16 protein-coding genes are annotated in these 19710 nt (G+C 30.3%); 14 read left to right on the top strand and 2 right to left on the bottom strand.

Features of this window, described 5'->3' with window-relative positions; translation table 11 throughout:
- Positions 1-209 precede the first annotated feature (209 nt).
- On the bottom strand, positions 210-1853 hold the full coding sequence (locus P4S50_RS12340) for a vanadium-dependent haloperoxidase (RefSeq protein WP_277731094.1): 1644 nt from the start codon (positions 1851-1853) through the stop codon (positions 210-212).
- 222 nt (positions 1854-2075) lie between these two features.
- On the opposite strand from P4S50_RS12340, the gene P4S50_RS12335 reads away from it, so the two are divergent.
- The 6 genes from P4S50_RS12335 (at position 2076) to P4S50_RS12310 (ending at position 9072) form a co-directional block, all read left to right on the top strand.
- Positions 2076-4016: an alkyl/aryl-sulfatase gene (locus tag P4S50_RS12335; RefSeq protein ID WP_277731093.1), complete on the top strand. Its 1941-nt coding sequence runs from the start codon at positions 2076-2078 to the stop codon at positions 4014-4016.
- A 388-nt stretch (positions 4017-4404) separates the two neighbouring features.
- Positions 4405-5241, top strand: coding sequence for a hypothetical protein (locus P4S50_RS12330; RefSeq protein ID WP_277731092.1), 837 nt, complete (start codon positions 4405-4407; stop codon positions 5239-5241).
- Between the two features lie 60 nt (positions 5242-5301).
- Positions 5302-6015 (top strand): sigma factor, encoded by a 714-nt coding sequence (locus P4S50_RS12325; RefSeq protein ID WP_277731091.1) that lies wholly within the window; start codon positions 5302-5304, stop codon positions 6013-6015.
- Positions 6015-7442 carry an anti-sigma factor domain-containing protein gene (locus P4S50_RS12320; RefSeq protein ID WP_277731090.1) on the top strand — a complete coding sequence of 476 codons (1428 nt, stop codon included), beginning with the start codon at positions 6015-6017 and terminating at the stop codon, positions 7440-7442. The genes P4S50_RS12325 and P4S50_RS12320 overlap by 1 nt, the downstream gene beginning before the upstream one ends.
- 166 nt (positions 7443-7608) lie before the next feature.
- The gene (locus P4S50_RS12315; protein ID WP_277731089.1) at positions 7609-8214 is read left to right on the top strand and encodes a Crp/Fnr family transcriptional regulator; all 606 of its coding nucleotides are present in this window, start codon (positions 7609-7611) and stop codon (positions 8212-8214) included.
- Between the two features lie 93 nt (positions 8215-8307).
- Positions 8308-9072, top strand: coding sequence for an SDR family oxidoreductase (locus tag P4S50_RS12310; RefSeq protein WP_277731088.1), 765 nt, complete (start codon positions 8308-8310; stop codon positions 9070-9072).
- 259 nt (positions 9073-9331) lie between these two features.
- Here P4S50_RS12310 and ychF read toward each other — a convergent pair whose 3' ends face one another.
- A complete protein-coding gene (gene ychF / locus P4S50_RS12305; protein ID WP_277731087.1) occupies positions 9332-10426 on the bottom strand; it encodes a redox-regulated ATPase YchF in 1095 nt (364 codons plus the stop codon).
- A 347-nt stretch (positions 10427-10773) separates the two neighbouring features.
- Here ychF and P4S50_RS12300 point away from each other — a divergent pair, with 347 nt between their 5' ends.
- From P4S50_RS12300 to P4S50_RS12265, 8 genes are all read left to right on the top strand, one after another.
- On the top strand, positions 10774-11187 hold the full coding sequence (locus P4S50_RS12300; RefSeq protein ID WP_277731086.1) for a YhcN/YlaJ family sporulation lipoprotein: 414 nt from the start codon (positions 10774-10776) through the stop codon (positions 11185-11187).
- A gap of 122 nt (positions 11188-11309) precedes the next feature.
- Positions 11310-12428 carry a hypothetical protein gene (locus tag P4S50_RS12295; RefSeq protein ID WP_277731085.1) on the top strand — a complete coding sequence of 373 codons (1119 nt, stop codon included), beginning with the start codon at positions 11310-11312 and terminating at the stop codon, positions 12426-12428.
- Between the two features lies 1 nt (position 12429).
- Positions 12430-13689: an EF-P 5-aminopentanol modification-associated protein YfmF gene (gene yfmF, locus P4S50_RS12290; protein ID WP_277731084.1), complete on the top strand. Its 1260-nt coding sequence runs from the start codon at positions 12430-12432 to the stop codon at positions 13687-13689.
- A gap of 15 nt (positions 13690-13704) precedes the next feature.
- A complete protein-coding gene (gene yfmH / locus P4S50_RS12285) occupies positions 13705-14985 on the top strand; it encodes an EF-P 5-aminopentanol modification-associated protein YfmH (protein ID WP_277731083.1) in 1281 nt (426 codons plus the stop codon).
- A 264-nt stretch (positions 14986-15249) separates the two neighbouring features.
- The gene (lgt, locus tag P4S50_RS12280) at positions 15250-15987 is read left to right on the top strand and encodes a prolipoprotein diacylglyceryl transferase (RefSeq protein WP_277731082.1); all 738 of its coding nucleotides are present in this window, start codon (positions 15250-15252) and stop codon (positions 15985-15987) included.
- Positions 15988-16012: 25 nt separating this feature from the next.
- On the top strand, positions 16013-16948 hold the full coding sequence (gene rsmH / locus P4S50_RS12275) for a 16S rRNA (cytosine(1402)-N(4))-methyltransferase RsmH (protein WP_277731081.1): 936 nt from the start codon (positions 16013-16015) through the stop codon (positions 16946-16948).
- 48 nt (positions 16949-16996) lie between these two features.
- On the top strand, positions 16997-17383 hold the full coding sequence (locus tag P4S50_RS12270) for a septum formation initiator family protein (RefSeq protein WP_277731080.1): 387 nt from the start codon (positions 16997-16999) through the stop codon (positions 17381-17383).
- 18 nt (positions 17384-17401) lie between these two features.
- Complete coding sequence (locus tag P4S50_RS12265) at positions 17402-19573, top strand: PASTA domain-containing penicillin-binding protein (protein ID WP_277731079.1); 2172 nt, start codon at positions 17402-17404, stop codon at positions 19571-19573.
- Positions 19574-19710 lie beyond the last annotated feature (137 nt).

Here is a 19710-nt window from a genome sequence, read left to right as displayed (position 1 = left end):
AATAGAAAAGAGTTTGCGTATACGCAAACTCTTTTTATGCTTAAAGAAACTATATCATTTTTTGTTTTGTGGATAGTTTATTGAAAAGGCTACATATTTGCAAGTATTTTTGAGCAACGGAGCCTGGAAGGATCGTTGGTGACATGAGTCACCGCGTTAGCGAGTAGACGAATTTTTTATTTTCATATAAATTTCATATGGCTTTAACTTTAAACTATTACGGTAGTTCCGTCAAACTTTGTAAAACAAAATCCTTTGAAGTCTTCATTATAAGTTTTCTTAAAATCATGAAGGATACCAATAGCAACAGATTCTCCTAATTTTAGTCCCTCTATTCCATCTGAACGCCAGTGAACACCTGCGGTATCTCTACCAAGAGAAATGTTGGAAGCTAGTTTATTTAATTCACCACCTATAGTTAATTGTTCATCTGAATAATGTAGTAATGATAAACCATCAGGACTAGCTACAACTGGATTAGGTATAATAAAATCTTCATCAAAGAAAGCTTTCATCATAGTAACACCTGCACCAGCAATGCAAGCATGACCAGCTGGATAGGATGTATGAGTAGGACAACCTTCTGGATACGCCATAGGCAACAAGTAGGTTCCATATTTATCAAAAACTTTAGAAATAGCCTTACAATTTAATAACTCTGAATTAATAGGATAATCAGTAGCCCATGTCAAATCATTATGAACACGTCCTCCGAATTCCTCAGGGCGTAATCGACGATGAACTAGGAATTTTTGAAACCAAGCAGCTTCCAGTGCTATCCTTGCCGATTTAGCAATCAAATCTAAAATATATGCCGACCCAAAAGTAATAAAACCAACTTGTGTTTTTGAACATAAATAAGGATTTTCTGGGCATAGAGCTTTCTCTCCAAAGCTTAATAAAATCAAACAAGCGTTTAAGGCACATTGATACGTAAAATCTCCATGAACCCATTCTCCTAAGTCTCTACCATTTCGAATATAACGAGGTTTAGGGTCAAATTCAATTAAACTACTAGGAGTCCCACCATTTTGAATATTTAACCACTCTTCATATGAAGTCATATAGTCCTTCTCGGGTAATGGAGTACGGTATTGTTGTTTAACCATTTTGGATCCAAATGGAATATCTTTGCACAAAAATTGAGAAATATAAGGTCCAACTAAATCTCCCTTAGTATTACCACGAAATAATGTACCTGAAGTAACTATTCCCCCGTCTTTTGGCCCACGATAATCTGAGAATGTCGACATATCATTAGCAGCTTCACGAATAAGAATATTAGAATTATATTCTGCAAAGGGTATATCACGAGTTAATGCTCTCCAATAATCTTCAGCCATTTCGCTAGCTATACATGCACTACTAAAATTAGGTGGCACAGGCATAGTTAAATGATGAGAATTAGGTCCTTCTAGATCAAATGCATATGAAGCCTGAGGATTAGCCAATTTCCTAATGCCACCTAAAGGTATATCTTCAAATATTTCAGGATTACCGGTTGTTAAAGCCTTAAGCCATATATTATAGGCACTCATATTAACTTCGCCTAATTCATTATGTGGTAAAGCCTTAGAGTAGTTAGCAATTTTATTTGGGTATAATGATGAATCTCCATTACAAGGGTTACCTGGTATGGGGAGATCTTTTTGGAAGCTAGCTGCATCTGTACGGATTGTATGTGCTTTTTCACTATGTTGAAGAGGTGTTAATGGTCCGATTTCACAAGATTTACTTAAGTTGAAATTTTCATCTGAATTTTGTTTTTTATTAGTTTGAGTACTTTTATTTTTTGCTATATTATCATTTTTTTTTGTACTTGATATTTGTGATTCAACAAATTTGTTATACACCTTTTGACCTCCTTCTAAAATCTATATAATATATAGACTTATAATATTAAAGAAGTATAGCTTTTGTGATAATAGGAGGAGGTATATAATACATTCAAAAACAAATATAGAAACTTTAAACAAAAATCCATTAGAGTTTATTCTTTTGAAAAAATTCTATGCAGCACGCTTATTAATTAGTCTGCATAAATTAAAACATAATGTAATGAAGGGGGTGTTACGATGAATAGCAAAAATAATAAAGAGAATATTAGTGCTAGGAGAAAAAAGGCTACCTATAAAACTAAGATGATAAACAAAGAAATATATATAAATATTGATTTGAATAAATTAAAAATAGAAGAAGAACTAGCAAAAAAGAATGTAGTTGTAGATGTACCATTGCCTGTAATTAAAAAAGAAGATTCTTTGATACCTGTATGGGATTTGAGAAGGTATGCTTTTTTACTAGAAAATAAAATACCATATACTGTTAATCCGAAACTTTGGGAGCAAGGAAAGTTAAATTTGAATTCAGGTATATTTAGAATTACAGATAGAATATATCAGATTAGGGGTTTTGATCTTGCAAATATAAGTTTAGTTAGAGGTAATACGGGATGGATAGTGATTGATTGTTTAACTTCAAAAGAGACAGCAGAAGCTGCAATAAAATTAGTTAATGAACATTTTGGAAATATACCTATTAGTGCTGTAATATTTAGCCACTCTCATGTAGACCATTATGGAGGAATATTAGGAATTTTAAATAGCAATACAACAGAAAATATTAAGATATATGCTCCAAGAGGATTTATGGATGCGGTGATAGAAGAAAATGTTAATGCAGGAGTTGCAATGACTCGTCGTGGTTTGTATATGTATGGAGAATTATTACCACGTGATAAAAAAGGTCAAATAGATTGTGGAATTGGAAAGTATGTTTCTGGAGGGACAGTAACTCTTACAAATGATGTTAACGAAATATCTCCAATTGGAAATGAGGAATATATAGAAAAAGTGATTGATGGAGTAACTATGCAGTTTTTATTAACTGAAGATACTGAAGCACCTTCAGAAATGGATATGTATATTCCAAGTGAAAAGTCTTTATGTATTGCAGAAAACTGTAGTGCAACCCTTCACAATATATATACGTTAAGAGGTGCAGAAGTTCGAGATCCAGTTGCTTGGGCTAGCGATATACAAAAAGCAATAAACTTATGGGGTGATAATTTAACATCAGTGTTTGGAGTTCACACTTGGCCACGATTTGGCAATAAGTACTGTATCGAATATATGGAGAAACAAAGAGATTTATATCAATATATAAACGATCAGACTTTGAGGTTGATAAATAAAGGATATACAATAGATGATGTTGGAAGAATGGTCAAATTTCCTGAAACATTAAGTGATGAGTGGTATGACAGCTCCTTTTATGGAACTGTGGTTCATAACTCAAAAGCTGTTTATCAAAAATATATAGGATGGTACAACGGAAATCCAGTGGATTTAAACAAGTTATTCCCAGAAGAATCAGCAAAAAAATATGTAGAGTATATGGGTGGAGAGGATTCTGTATTAGAAAAAGCAAAGAAATCATTTGAATATGGAGAATACCAATGGGTGGCAGAAGTCACTAAACAAGTCATTTATGCCAATCCAAATAATAGAGATGCAAAGTTACTTTGTGCTGATGCTTTAGAGCAATTAGGATATATAGCAGAATCAGGGCCATGGAGAAATGAATACTTAATGGGAGCACAAGAACTACGATTTGGTATCATTCCAATTAAACGTTCGGTAATAACAGATGAAGTTTTAAATGCAATACCACTTGAAAATGTATTATATTTGATGAGTATAAGAATAGATGGATTAAAAGCAGGAGATTTTGATTATAAAATCAACTTTATAATTCCAGATAGAGATGAAGTTGCCTCAACTGAAGTTAAACGTGGTATATTTAGATACTTAAATAATGAGCTTGCAAAGGATGCAGTTGTAACGGTAACGATGTCAAAAGAAACATTATATGAACTAGCAACAACCAATAATAAACCAGATAGCTCATCTATAATAGTAGAAGGAGATATTTGCAAATGGCAATTATTTTTATGGACACAAGATCGAGTAGATCCAAATTTCAATATAATGACACCAGTACCTAAAAAAGAATAAATTCCTCTAGTTGAAAGTGTAGCTTTTTCATAAATATTATAAATAGAACACAAATTTTATAATTTATTAGTGTATAAAAAGACAGTAAATTTCTGGTAGGTTACTAGAAATTTGTTGTCTTTTTTATACATACCATTTAAATAAGTTGTATTACAAAATAAAAAAGTTTTATAGGTTAGGGTAGATGAAGACTGGATTAACTCCTATTATCTATAGGAGTAATTAATCTATATATGGTAAAATAATAGCGTAGCTAGTTATATTTAGAGGAAGTTACAAAGTAAATAATACTTTTATCTAAAAAGTTTTTCATTTTTTATGAAAAAGGGTCCCTAAAATAAATAGGTGAATCGTATATAGTAGTACTATTTAAGAAAGGGTGAAATATATGAAAAAATTTTTAGTATTAATATTGAGTATTATGATAACTGCAACAGGTGTTCCTGTATATGCTAATGAGATTCCAGAAAAGGCAAAGAGTTCAGTTGTTGAGAAAGTTAATTTGGATAAAGAGCTGGGCATGCTTATTAACGAAGGTATAGAATTATACATTGCTTTTGGAGATGAAGTTGACAAGGAACTTACTGATGAATTGACAGAAACATTGAAAAAGAGTTTTACTATGATTCTTTCAGAAGATTTAGATGAAGATGAAGTGAGAGAAAGTATTAAATCATTAGAAACAACACTGCTAGAGATTGAAGAAAAAGTAAAAAATGAAAAAATTGAAGGTAGAAAAGAAGTTTTAGAAGTAATTGCTAAACTGGAAGAACTTAATAACGAAGAATTGAGTGAAGAAGAAGCTAAAAGTATTGAAGAAAAACTAGAAGAATCATACAAATCATTATATAGAATGGATGAAGAATTCGAAAATGATTGGTACGACGAATACGATGAAGGCTTCGAAGACAACTGGGATGAAGAATATGATGAAGATTTAGAAGATAACTGGGATAAAGAAGACGTTGAAGGTTTCGAAGATAACTGGGATAAAGAAGACGGTGAAGATTTCGAAGATAACTGGGACAAAGAAGACGGTGAAGATTTCGAAGATAACTGGGATAAAGAAGATGGTGAAAATTTCGAAGACAATTGGGATGAAGAAGATGGTGAAGATTTCGGGGATAACTGGGATGATGAAGATTATGAAGATTTCGAAGACAACTGGGATGACCAAGATGATGAAGAATTTGAAGATAGTTGGGATAATGAAGATCAATATTAATTAGATGTGAGTACATAAAGGGATGCCATTTGGCATCCCAATTCTTACTGGAGGGTTCAAATGACAGCAAAGATGGAAAAACTCGAAGAAATAATTGAATATATACGTGCTCATCCTGAAGAGGAAAAAGTATATAAAAGTAGAGTGATTGAGGCTCATTTGCCATTCATTGTACATACGATAACACAAGTCACAGGTAGGTATGTAGAGGTGGAAAACAGTGAGGAACTAAGTGTTGGACTGATAGCATTTGATGAAGCAATGTCAAAGTATTATGCAGACCGTGGTGCTACATTTTTAAGCTTTGCCAGACTAGTCATTAGCAGTAGGATTAAAGATTTTATAAATAAAGAACGAAGAACTAATAAAGTAATTTCACTTGAACAGATGACCGAATCTAATGGATATCAAGCTGGAATGAATGATTCAAATTTTGAGAATGAAGTAGCAGTTGAAGTTGAAATATGGGAGTCTTTTATACAAAAATTTGGATTTGATTTAGAACAGTTAGTGGATGAATTACCTAGACATGCAGATACAAGGAACAATGCAATTGATTTGTCTGAAAAAATAAGTCATGATAGTGAAATTGTTGATCGTATGTATCAAAAATACAAATTACCAATGGCCAAGATTATACTTAGATTTAGAACGACTAAAAAAGTATTAAAACGAAGCAAGAAATTCATAATAGCAACTGTGGTTATTTTCACAAAGAACTTAGCCACTTTAAAACAATGGATTTATTCAGATAGAAAGAGGTGTTCATCATAATGAGACGTGGCATGGTTTTGAAATTAAATAATGATTATGCACTTATTGCAACTGATGACTCCGATTTAATCAGAATAAAACGTAGAGAAGGAATGAGAATAGGACAAAAGATTTTTGTCCTTGATGAAGATATAATTTTTTTAGAAGAAGAAAATGAAAAGCGTTCAATTAAGTCCAATTATTTAAAAGTTGTAGCTACACTGGCTGCATGTATCGCAATTGTAGTACTCATAAATAATATATTTCTAAAAGATAATCGTCCACTGTATGCAATGGTTAGTCTTGATATTAATCCTAGTTTTGAACTCGGAATAGATGATGCATATAATGTTATTCAAATTAAGGCAATGAATGATGAAAGCAAGAACATTCTGGATACAGAATTGATTGGCGAACCCCTAACTGTTGTTGTGTCAGAAATTTTATCGGATGTTGAAAAGTCGGGTTATGCATTGGAATCGGATAATACGGTATTGGTATCAACGGTAAGTTTTAAGAATGATGATGATAAGCCGTTACAAAAGGTAGTAGCGGATGGCGTTAGCTTAGCCATGTCAGAGAATGAGGTTTATAAAAGTGTAAAAGTTATATTTATTGAATCAGATGAACAGGATCTTAAAGCAGCAGAAGAACAGAGACTCAGTGTAGGTAAGTATCGATTACTTGAGATGGGTGACCATAAAATTGATAAAACAACAATTGAAAAAGGCAGAGTATCTGATCTTATCAAGAAAAAAGAGATTAAAGATGACCTGAAGATGGATAAAACTATTCAAATAATTGATGGGAAAGACTTACAGAAACTGGAGCAAATAGAAGAAAATATTGAGGACATCAAAAATAGAGTTGATCAATTAAAAGATGTGTTGAATAGAGAGGATTTTGAAAAAATCGAAGATTTGTTTGATGATATTGACATAATGGAAAATCAGCTTATTAATGAAGATTCAGAATTCGAAGAACTCTATGAAGTAATAGAAAGTTTACAATCAATAATAAAATTGAAAGAAGATAAAGAAGTTTGGAAAGAGAAAGAACCAACTTATTTTTATAAAAAATATGAAGAGTGGGAAGAAGAACTAGATGATACATATGAAGAAGATGAAGAGTGGGAAGAAGAACTAGATGATACATATGAAGAAGATGAAGAGTGGGAAGAAGAACTAGATGATACATATGAAGAAGATGAAGAGTGGGAAGAAGAATTAGGTGATTCTTATGAAGAAGATGAAGAGCGGGAAGAGGAAGAACTAGATGATTCTTATGAAGAAGATGAAGAATGGGAAGAGGAAGAACTAGATGATTCTTATGAAGAAGATGGAGAATGGGAAGATGAAAAATTAGACGATTCTTATGAAGAAGATGGAGAATGGGAAGATGAAAAATTAGACGATTCTTATGAAGAAGAAGTAAATAATGATTTGTAAGAGATGGGAGTGAGAACCTGATTGATATGAAATATTGCTTAAGTAAGTAGATAGCTTAATCATTGAACATATATTGAAATTTGATATAGTAGGGCTAGAACGAGGGTTTAAGTAAGTTTAAAAGATTATGTGGGCGTATCATAGATTGGTAAAGTGAGGTTAGAAAATGGAGTATAGAAATAGTAGCATCGATGATATAGCACTTAAGAATAGCATGATGATTGGACTTAACAATATACACACGGTAACAAGGGATATGATTGATGAACTCTACAAGGTGACTACTTATAAAATGGTCAAAAAGGGAGAGTATTTCGTTAGGGCAGGAGAGGTACCGGATTCCTTAGCCTATAATATAAATGGTCTGTTTAGGCTGTATTATGTTGATAGAGATGGAAACGATTTTACTAAGGGATTTTCTGTGCCTGGTATTTTTACTGTATCATATAGTGCTATGCTTGAAAACAGAGAATCTTTTTTCTCGATTGAAGCTTTAAGGGATTCAGAAATACTGATGTTAACATATAAAGATTTATTAGATTTAGCAGATAGGGACATTAGATGGTATACCTTTCTTTTTAAGTTGGTGGAGAAGATGTATATGATGAAGGAGCTAAGGGAAAAATCCTTTTTACTTGATGATGCCACCAAACGATATCAAGATTTTATTAAGAGATATCCTACATTAGTAAATGAAATAAAAAAATATCACATTGCCTCATATCTAAGGATTACTCCAGAGACTTTAAGTAGAATTAGGAAAAAAATTTAAATATACAGAAATTATTTATAAAATTGACCTATGTCAAGGAACAATATCCTCCTGTACTGTAGACTATAAGAAAACAGATTAGGGGGTTTTTTTATGAAGAAAAAAATAGTATTAATAACGGGTGGAAGCTCAGGTATAGGATTAGAAATGGCAAAGCAGATGGATAAGTTAGACTACACTGTTCTTATATGTGGTCGTAGTGAGAACAAACTTGATTTAGTAAAAAAACAGGTTCCTTCGCTTCATACCTACGTATGTGATGTTACAGATTCTAAGGATAGAACATCTCTATTTACTAAAATCAATGGCCAGTTTGGACAATTGGATATGCTAATTAATAATGCAGGGAGTACCAATAGATATCTTTTCAATATGGAAGATATGGAGAAACTTGAAAGGTATATGGATGCTGATTATGAGATTAATCAAAAATCACCTATACTAATGGCAAAATTATTTCAGCCTCTTCTTGAGAAAAGCAAGGGAACTATTGTGAATATCACATCGGGATTGATTTATATTCCCTTATTTACTAAAGCAAGTTATTGTTCTAATAAGGCCGCACTACATTCATTGACAAAAACATTGCGCTATCAGCTAAAAGATCGAGGTATTCATGTTCAAGAAATACTATATCCCGAGGTTAATACTCCATTTCAACAGGGGGATGTATCCGACAGAGCTATTATGCCAGATGAAGCCGCAGCTTTGGCTATTAAAGGTTTGATGGAAGGGAAAGATGAGATTCATGTAAAAGGCGTTGAATCAATATATAAAATGTATAGAAGCGATCCTGAAAAAGCATTTGAAACTTTTAGTAGTTCTATACCAAATAATATTGAAGAAGTACTGTATTAAAAATTAATACTGATAAAAATTTAGTTATACGATGTGTATGGTAGAGAAATTTTTTTAGGGTCAAACAAAAATATTGGGAAATAAAAGAGACATCTTTATACAACTCTAGTAAAATAATGTGGAATGTCACAACATGAGGAAGCGAAAAAAGTAACCCTATGATTCGTATTATAAATATTAGTAAGTGAGTATTGACAATATAAAAAACCGTTACAATCCTATAAAAGGTTGTAACGGTTTAATTATAATATTTTAAAGTTTAAACGTTAAATCTAAATAATATAACGTCTCCATCTTTAACTATATAATCTTTTCCTTCAAGTCTAACAAGACCCTTCTCTTTAGCAGCACTCATAGTACCAACATTAACTAAATCATCAAATGCTATAGTTTCTGCTCTTATGAATCCTCTTTCGATATCAGAGTGTATCTTTCCACCAGCTTCAGGAGCTTTAGCACCCATTTTTACTGTCCAAGCTCTAACTTCTTTTGGTCCAGCAGTTAAATAACTTATAAGTCCAAGTAAAGAATAAGAAGCTTTTATAAGCTTATCAAGACCAGATTCATGAAGACCTAAGTCTGCTAAGAATTCTTTCTTTTCATCTTCTTCAAGTTCAGAAATTTCAGCTTCTATTTGAGCACAAGCAACTACTACTTGAGCATTTTCTGAAGAAGCAAATTCTCTAACTTTTGCAACAAGTGGATTATCAGCTGCTTCATCAGCAAGTTCATCTTCACATACATTAGTAACGTATATTACAGGCTTTGAAGTTAAAAGATTTAATTGATTAACAAAAGTTTGCTCATCATCTGTAAAGTCCATAGTTCTTATGCACTTATTATCTTCTAAAGTATCTTTTAATTTATTTATGAAGTTAAGCTCAGACATAAGAGACTTATCGGCTTTTGCAGCTTTTTGAGTTTTTTGGATTCTTCTCTCAAGTATCTCAATATCAGAGAATATTAACTCAAGGTTTATTGTTTCTATATCTCTTAAGGGATCTACAGAACCATCAACGTGAACGACGTTAGGATCTTCAAAGCAACGTACAACGTGAATAATTGATTCAACCTCTCTTATATGAGATAAGAATTTGTTACCAAGACCTTCTCCCTTACTAGCACCACGAACAAGACCTGCTATATCACAAAACTCTATTGCTGTGGGAACTATTTTTTGAGAATTATATATTTCTTTTAATTTATGTAATCTTTCATCTGGAACTGAAACTACACCAACGTTAGGTTCAATAGTACAGAATGGGTAATTTGCAGACTCTGCACCAGCTTGAGTTATTGCATTAAATAAAGTACTTTTTCCAACGTTAGGTAAACCAACTATACCTAATTTCATATGAATCTTCCTTTCGTTCATTAATTATCAACTAGTTTTTGTAAAAAACTCTAAAACATACAGAGTTATTATAACTTATATAAGCTATACGTGCAACAAAACAAAAATACATGTTGAAAAAAATCACATTATACTGTTTAGAATTTCCTAAAAAATATAAAATTACTTAACATTAATCTGTACAAAAAAGAAAAAACTATTTATATAAAATGAAACTTAATTCAGATGTAATTATTATTCCATTTGAATTTTTAGTTAAATTAATCCAGAAGCTGTAGAGTTTTTATTTACACTCTCAAAAGAGTGCGCTTTAGAAATCTTAGATTTGGCATAAAGGATGTGATATTTTGAATAGAAGATATGTTTTTTATATGATTATGGTATTAGTTTTTATGATTTCAGGATGCAATTCAGCTTCAAATAATGCTTCTATGATAAATGCTGTAGACATAGAGCAAGATATATCTAAAATACAGTATATACAAAATTGTAATGTGCTATGTACTAACACTACGGCACTAATCAACATAAACTTCAAAAATAAAAATGATATGAATTATATTAGTCAACAATCACTTAAAAAAAATATAAAAGATATAGTAAAACATGAAAACTCAAATATAAAAAATATATTTATAACATCTGATGAGAATATATCAAAAAAAATTCAAAACATATCTAAGAATGCAGATGGAGGCAAAACTGTAGATTTAAAATGGGAGATACAAAATATAGTTAATAATTTTATACCAAATGTTTAAAAGAACAGAAAAACTTCTGTTCTTTATTTTTGAAAACATTCATATTTTTATAAGTATATAAAGTGAAGCTTAATTTGGATGGAATTTTATTCCACATACTTATAAAAATGTGGGTGATGATGTTGATAAAAAAAATAATATTAGGATTATGTTTTTTTTGTATATTCGTATTGGATGGATTCTTAGAACGGGTATGTATAGTAATATTTACTATTTGCATCTACAATATAATATCAAATAAGGATACTGAATTTTTGATTACAAGTTTTGTTATATCTTATTTTATACTCAATTTGGTTATAATAATTTTTTTTCAACAAGAGGTCAATACGAAGACCTTAGAATTATCTGATAAGGCACAATCTAAAAAAGCTATAGTTCTGGTGTACGATGGAGAGGATAGAAGGTATAACTTAAGTCAAAGAGCAAAAGAAATTTATTATAGAGATAGCATATATTCGTTTTTTAATATGACTTATAATCTCTATAAATATAAAGATGCTTATGAACATTTAGGATCTAGTCAATTTAAAGATAAGGCAAGTGTTTTACGAAAGAAATTATCTAAAAAATTAAATAATGAGTATACAATAGTAAATAGCAACTTATATACAGATAATTATATAGAAGATACTTTGATAGACTTGGTAAATAGAGGTTATAAAGATATAATATTATGTCCGGTACTTTTAACTCAAGGCAAGGATTACGATTTATTGAAAAAGAGAATCGATAATCTAGGAATATTGAAGTATGAGATAAATATAAAGATGACTGATTTGTTTTGGAATTCAAAGGCACTGGCTAATGCTTATAAGGAAGAAATCATAGGGAGTATAAGTGAAAATAAAAAGTCTGTAGGTGTACTTTTGGTTGGACTTGAGAAAAAGAATAATTTAAATGAGGATATACTTTTTAGAGAAAAGATAAAAAAATATCTTGAATATGACAAAAATTATGATATAAAAGTAAAATTACCTCTTTTAGAAAATCATAAAAAGGATATAATAAAAACAGGAGATGAATTACTAGAATATGGCATAGATCGTTTATACTTAGTTATGCCAACTTCATTATTTGAAAACATATATATAAGATCTTTGGGAGAATATATACTTAAAAAGCTAGATATACCTGATGGAACTGGATTTTATTACATAGGACCATTTAATGAAAATGAGGTATTTGTAGATGAACTTTATAAAAAAATAAAATTAATAGAAAATGAAGGAGGTAAATAAATTGCACAAAGTAGAAAGAATAAATTTAGGTGATAAAATAAACTTAACTTTTATAGGTGTAGATAAATTTAAGACTAATTTGATAAGTGTATATATGCAAAGACCACTTGACAAAAAAGAAGTTACTAAAAATGCTTTGATACCTAATATACTTAAAAGTGGGAGCAATAAATTTAAAAGCCAGAGAGAAATATCTAAGAAGCTAGATAACTTATATGGAGCAGGAATTTATGCTGATATAGCTAAAAAAGGAGATATGCAAATACTTAGTTTTAAGATGTCTATAACAGATGAAACTTATTTAGATGAAAAAATACTTAAAGAAAGCTTAATCTTTTTAAATGATATGATAAACGATCCTTTAGTAGAAGATGGAGGATTTAATAAAGAATATGTAGATATAGAAAAAAATAATTTAAGTGACAAAATAAAATCTAGAATAAACGATAAGAGTAGATATGCACTTGAAAGATGCATTGAAGAAATGTGTAAGGATGAAAAATTTAGTATATATGAATACGGATATGAAGAGGATATAGAATCTATAAATGAGAAGAATCTGTATGATCATTACAAAAATATAATAAAAACATCTCCAATAGATATAGTTATTGCTGGAAATTTGGATAAAGACAAGGTTTTAGAATATATAAAAAATATATTTAAATTTGAAAGAGAAAATGTTATAGATATAGTTGGAGATAACAATATCGGCACCGTAGAATCTGTTAAAAATGTAGTAGATAAGATGGATGTTACTCAAGGTAAGATAACACTTGGTTATAGAACAAATATAGACTATAAAGATGATAGATATTATTCTTTAATGGTTTATTCTAGTATATTAGGAGGAGGACCTCATTCTAAGTTATTTGTAAATGTAAGAGAAAAAGAGAGTTTATGCTATTATGTTTACTCTATGATAGAAAAGTATAAATCTATAATGTTTATATCATCTGGAATAGAAATAGATAAGTATGACAAGGCTATAGAACTTATAGGTGAACAACTTGAAAAGATCAAAAAATCTGAGATATCAAATGAAGAGATAGTAAATAGTAAAAATTCTATAATAAACTCTATAAATTCTGTTAGAGATAGTTTGAATTCTTTATCTGATTTTTATTATAGCCAGGGTATAAGTGGGGTTAATGAAAACCTAGATAGTATAATGAAGAAAATAGAAAATGTTGAAATTAAAGATGTTGTAGATGTATCTTCGGATATAACACTAGATACTGTGTATTTTTTAAGAAACTAAAGGAGGCGTAGAAATATGAAAAAAATAGTGAATGATATATTAAAAGAAGAATTATACTATGATAAATTAGATTGCGGCTTAGAAGTATTTTTTATGCCTAAAGAAGGATTTAGTAAAAAATACGCTGTGTTCGCTACTAATTATGGTTCTAATGAACTTGAATTTATACCTATAAATGAAAATCAAAAAATTAAAGTTAATGAGGGAATAGCCCATTTTTTAGAGCATAAGATGTTTGAACAGCCAGATGGAGGAAATGCATTTGATAAATTTTCTTTACTAGGAGCTAGTGCAAATGCTTATACTAATTTTACTATGACTGCTTATCTATTTTCAGCAACAGATAATTTTCATGAATCACTTGACCATTTAATAGATTATGTGCAAACTCCTCATTTTACTGACGAAAATGTAGAAAAGGAAAAAGGTATTATTGCACAGGAAATAAATATGTATGATGATAATGCGGACTGGAAGGTATATTTTAATACATTAAAGGCTATGTATATTAAACATAATACAAGAATAGATATTGCTGGAAGTGTAGAAAGCATATATAAGATAGATAAGGATGAATTATATAAGTGTTACAATACTTTTTATAATCCTTCTAATATGGCACTGTTTATAGTTGGAGATTTGGATTGTAATAAGGTAATGGAGACTGTAAATAAAGCTATTAAACCTAAGGATACCCTTGATAATATAAAGATATTTAAAGAAGATGAACCAAATGAAGTTAATCAAAAAGAAATAGTTGAGAACTTATCTGTTTCTATCCCTTTATTTAATATAGGTATAAAAGATTTAGATGTAAATAGGAGCGGAAATGATCTTCTTAAAAAAGAAATATGTACAGAAATAATACTAGATATGATACTTAAAAAAGGAAGTAGTGTATATGAAAAACTTTATTTAAGTGGACTTATTAATCAAAACTTCGGCTGTGATCATGTATCTCAAATAGATCATGGATACACTATTTTAGGAGGAGAATCCAAAGATCCTCATAAGGTTAGAGATATTATATTTGAGTATATAAATAAATATAAGCAAGATGGTCTTGAAAAAGAAGATTTTGATAGAATAAAGAAAAAGAAAATAGGAATGTTTTTAAAATATTTTGATTCCGTAGAATTTATAGCAAATAATTTTATATCTTATCATTTCAGAGACATAAACTTTATAGATTATTTAGATGTGTTGAAGTCTGTAACCTTTGAAGATGTAAGTGATAGATTCAACAAACATTTTGATGAAAAGTATTCTGTTATATCAATAATAAATCCTAAATAATAACTTAAAAATAGATATTGTGGTATAATAAAAGCTAGGTTTAACCTAGCTTTTATTACGCTTAAAAGATTGTGTGATTTCTAGGTTGTAGATAATATTGATGAAACATCTACACTTACAACTATTTTTAAGCAACAGAGTCGTAAGACTTGTTGGCGCTATGAACGCATGTGAATTTTGAGAACGGAGCCTGTTAGGGAGCGTTGGCGACATGAGTCACTGCGTAGCGAGTAGACGAATTTTTATTTTTTGGAGGTGTTTTTTATGGATCCTATTGCATTTAGTATACTTGGAATAGACGTTAGATGGTATGGAGTCTTAATATCCACAGGTATAATGATAGGTATGGCACTGGCACTTAGAGAAGCTAAAAGAGTAGGTATAAATGAAGATAAATTACTAGATTTATTCTTAATAGCTATTCCTTGTTCTATAATTGGAGCTAGAACGTATTATGTTATATTTAACTGGGATATATATAAGGGTGATATATATGAAATGATAAATATTAGAGGAGGAGGACTAGCTATTCATGGAGCTATAATAGCTGCTGTTTTAGTTGGATATATATATTGTAGATTTAAAGATTTGGATTTTCTTAAAATACTAGATTTAACAGCACCAAGTCTTGCCATTGGTCAGGCTATAGGTAGATGGGGAAACTTTATAAATCAAGAAGCTTATGGTAGACCAACTGACCTTCCTTGGGCAATTAATGTAAATGGAGTTAATGTACATCCAACTTTCTTATATGAATCCATTTGGGACTTTTGTTTGTTCTTATTTCTAATGTGGCTTAGAAAAAATAAGAAATATGATGGGAATGTGTTTGTATATTATGCTATTATATATTCTGTTGGAAGATTTTTTATTGAAGGTCTTAGAATAGATAGCTTAATGATTGGGCCGCTTAGAATGGCTCAAGTTATAAGTTTAGGTACAATGGTTGTAGGTGTTATTATTCATTTAGCATTTATGAATAAAAAAAATAAAAAGATTTGATCTATGTAACAATTAGGAGGAAAATATGGAATTTAATCACGTATCAGTATTATTAAATGAATGTATAGAAAACTTGAATATAAAACCTGATGGAGTATATGTTGATGGTACTTTAGGAGGTGCAGGACATTCTAGTGAGATAGCGAAAAGACTTGGAGAAAACGGAATGTTAATAGCATTTGACCAAGATATAAATGCTATTACTGTTGCTAAAGAAAGACTTAAAGCTTATGAGGGTAGGGTTAAGTTTGTACATTCTAATTTTGTTAATTTAAAAGAGGAACTTCAAAAAATAGGTGTGGATCATATTGATGGTATATTAATGGATCTTGGAGTATCTTCTCATCAATTAGATGAGAGAGAAAGAGGTTTTTCTTATATGCAAGATGCAGACCTTGATATGAGAATGGATGTTAGAAATCCTCTTACAGCTGAGTATATAGTTAACAACTACAGCGAAGATGAGCTTGATAGAATTATAAAATTATACGGTGAGGAAAATTGGTCTAGAAGAATTGCAAAGTTTATAGTTGAGTTAAGACAGGAAAATTATATAAAGACTACTGGTGAATTGGTTGATATTATAAAAAGAGCTATACCTAAAAAAGCAAGAATAGATGGACCTCATCCTGCTAAAAGAACGTTTCAGGCTCTAAGAATAGAAGTTAATAATGAACTTGATATAATAGACAAAACTATAGAAGATGCAGCAAGTATTATGAATCCTAAAGGAAGAATATGTGTTATAACTTTCCATTCTCTTGAGGATAGAATAGTAAAGAATATATATAAAAAATTATATACAGATTGCATATGTCCAGCAGAGCTTCCTATATGTCAATGCGATGAGGAGAGAATAGTTAAGATAATAACTAGAAAACCTATAATTCCAACGGATAATGAAGTAGAAGTTAATCCTAGATCTAGGAGTGCTAAATTAAGAGTTGCTGAAAAAATATAATTTATAGTTTTAGAATTTTTAGTTTTTGGATAAAAAGGGGGGATAAGTATGGATAAAAAAGGGGCAGTAAATTTAAATGAATATAAGAAAAAAAAGAAGAAGCAATTAAAGAAAAAATCTCAATTAGATAATATAAACAAGATTAAAAAGAAACGTTCTAAAAATAAAAGGAAAACCATAGTTTACATTGTATTTGTTGCAATTGTATTATCCATAGTAATAACCTTTATGTATAGATATTCTGTTATATCAGATCTTAAATATGATATACATTCTTTGGATACAGAACTTAAAAATAAAAAAAATGAAAAGAAACAGTTGAATTTTAATTTAGATGAATTAAGCAGAAGTGGATTTATAGAAAAAGATGCAAAAGAAAGGCTTAATATGAATTACCCAACTGAGGAACAAACTGTTTATATAAATACTGATTGATGATAAGGGGGGGAGCTTTTGTCTAAATCTAATATGCGATATAAAAGCAGATTGATGATTGCGCTATTTTTAGTATCTTTTCTGTTTTTATGTTTGGTTGTAAGGATTGGATATTTACAACTGGTAAAAGGCGTTTGGCTGAAAGAGAAGGCTTTATCTCAACAGACAAAGGATGTCGCTGTAGAAGCTAAAAGAGGAACAATATACGATAGAAAAGGAAAAGAACTTGCGTTAAGTCTTACTAAATATACTGTTTGGGCGGAACCGTCTAAAATGATATCTTCAAATAAAAAAGATTTAAGAGAAGATTATGCAAACGTTCTTGCTGAGGTGTTAGAAGAAGATAAAAATGCTATTTTAGATGAATTAAATTCTGATAAAAGAATTGTAAGAGTAAAAAGATGGATAGATTATGATAAGGTACAAGAATTAAAAAAACATAGCCTAAGGGGTGTGTGGATAGTAAAAGATAATAAGAGATATTATCCATATGGTAACTTTGCATCTCATGTAATTGGACATGTTTCATCTGAAAATTCTGGGATGTCGGGTATAGAAAATAAATATGACAAAGATTTAAGAGGTCTTCCTGGTAGAAATATAATAAGCACAGATGTATCAGGAAGAGAAATTCCATATGGAAATGGAAAATATAATGAACCAAAGGATGGAATGAATATAGTATTAACTATTGACGAGGTTATTCAACATTATGCGGAAGAAGCGGTAGATAAAGCTTTAATAGTTGCAAATGCTAAAAAAGCTCATGCAATAGTTATGGACCCTAAAACCGGTGAAATTTTATCTATGGTATCAAAGCCAGATTACGATCCTAACAAGCCAAGAATACCTGTATATCCTGTATACCAACAGCGTATGGATTCAGGAGAAGATCAGTTAAATGTATTGATGGATATGTGGAGAAATCCTATGGTAAATGATATATATGAACCAGGATCTACTTTTAAACTTATAGTAGCTGCAGCAGGACTCGAAGAAGATGTTGTAAAGGCTCATGAAAAGTTTTATGATAAAGGGTATATTATGGTTGCAGATAGAATGATAAAGGATGCTGGATATCCTAAAAGCCATGGTGAAGAAACTTTTGCTCAAGCTATCCAGAATTCGTGTAACCCAGTGTTTGTACAAGTTGGACAGAGACTAGGTCTTGATAAATTATATGAATATATACAAGCATTTGGAGTTACAGAAAAAACAGGTATAGATTTACCTGGTGAAGGAAAAGGAATTACATATAAGAAAAAAGATGTAGGGCCTGTAGAACTTGCAACTATATCATTTGGACAAGGAATAGCTATGACTCCTATGCAATTAATAACCTCTATTTCATCTATAGCCAATGATGGAAAACTTATGAAACCAAGGGTTGTTAAAGAATTTATAGATAGTAATGGAGATGTTGTTGAAAGATTTGAGCCTGAGAAAGTAAGAAATGTAATATCTGAGGATACTGCTAAATTACTTAGAAGTATAATGGAGGCTGAGGTTACACAAGGTGGAGGTAAAAAAGCATATATATCAGGTTATCATGTTGGAGGAAAAACTGGAACTGCTCAAAAAGTTATAAATGGAAAGTATGCAAAAGGTAAATATATATCTTCTTTCGTAGGTATAGCTCCTGCTGATAATCCAAAGGTTGTAGTTTTGGTTGTTGTAGATGAACCTAATGTACAAAGTTATTATGGAGGAAGTGTAGCAGCTCCTGCTGTTAAGGATATTATATATAATACTTTAAGGTACTTAAATGTAAAACCTGTTTATACAGAAAAAGAAAAACAAGAACTTATAAAAGAAGAAACTACAGTTCCAGAGGTTAGAAACTTAACTCTTCAGGAGGCTGGTAAAATATTATTAAATAATAAACTTAATTTTACTATAGAACCTAATATAAATGTACATGGAGACGAACAAATTATAGATATGTTTCCAAAGCCCAATACTAAAATACCTGTAGAGTCAAATGTAATACTATATATAAAAGGTAAAAACGATAACAATAAGGTGAACGTTGTAAATGTAGAGGGGAAAACTATAAAAGAAGTTTCGAATATATTTGAGGGTTTAGGTTTAAAGCTTAAGGCAATAGGAAATGGAAAGGCAGTAACTCAAAATCCAGCCGCAAATACTCAGGTAGAACCAAACTCTATAGTTACAGTGAATTTTGAGTAGAAAAATTCGCTTTATGCTATCGCATGGGCTCATATCGCTAACGAGCTTTGTTGCTTAAAAATAGCTGATAATTTTACTTTCTATCAGTATTATTTACAAGTTTGGAATTATATAATTTCTTTAGAAAAAAAGATATG

Source organism: Tepidibacter hydrothermalis (assembly GCF_029542625.1).
GTDB lineage: Bacteria > Bacillota > Clostridia > Peptostreptococcales > Peptostreptococcaceae > Tepidibacter_A > Tepidibacter_A hydrothermalis.
Note: the sequence above shows the minus strand (reverse complement) of the source record. Positions and strands in the feature narration are given on the sequence as shown.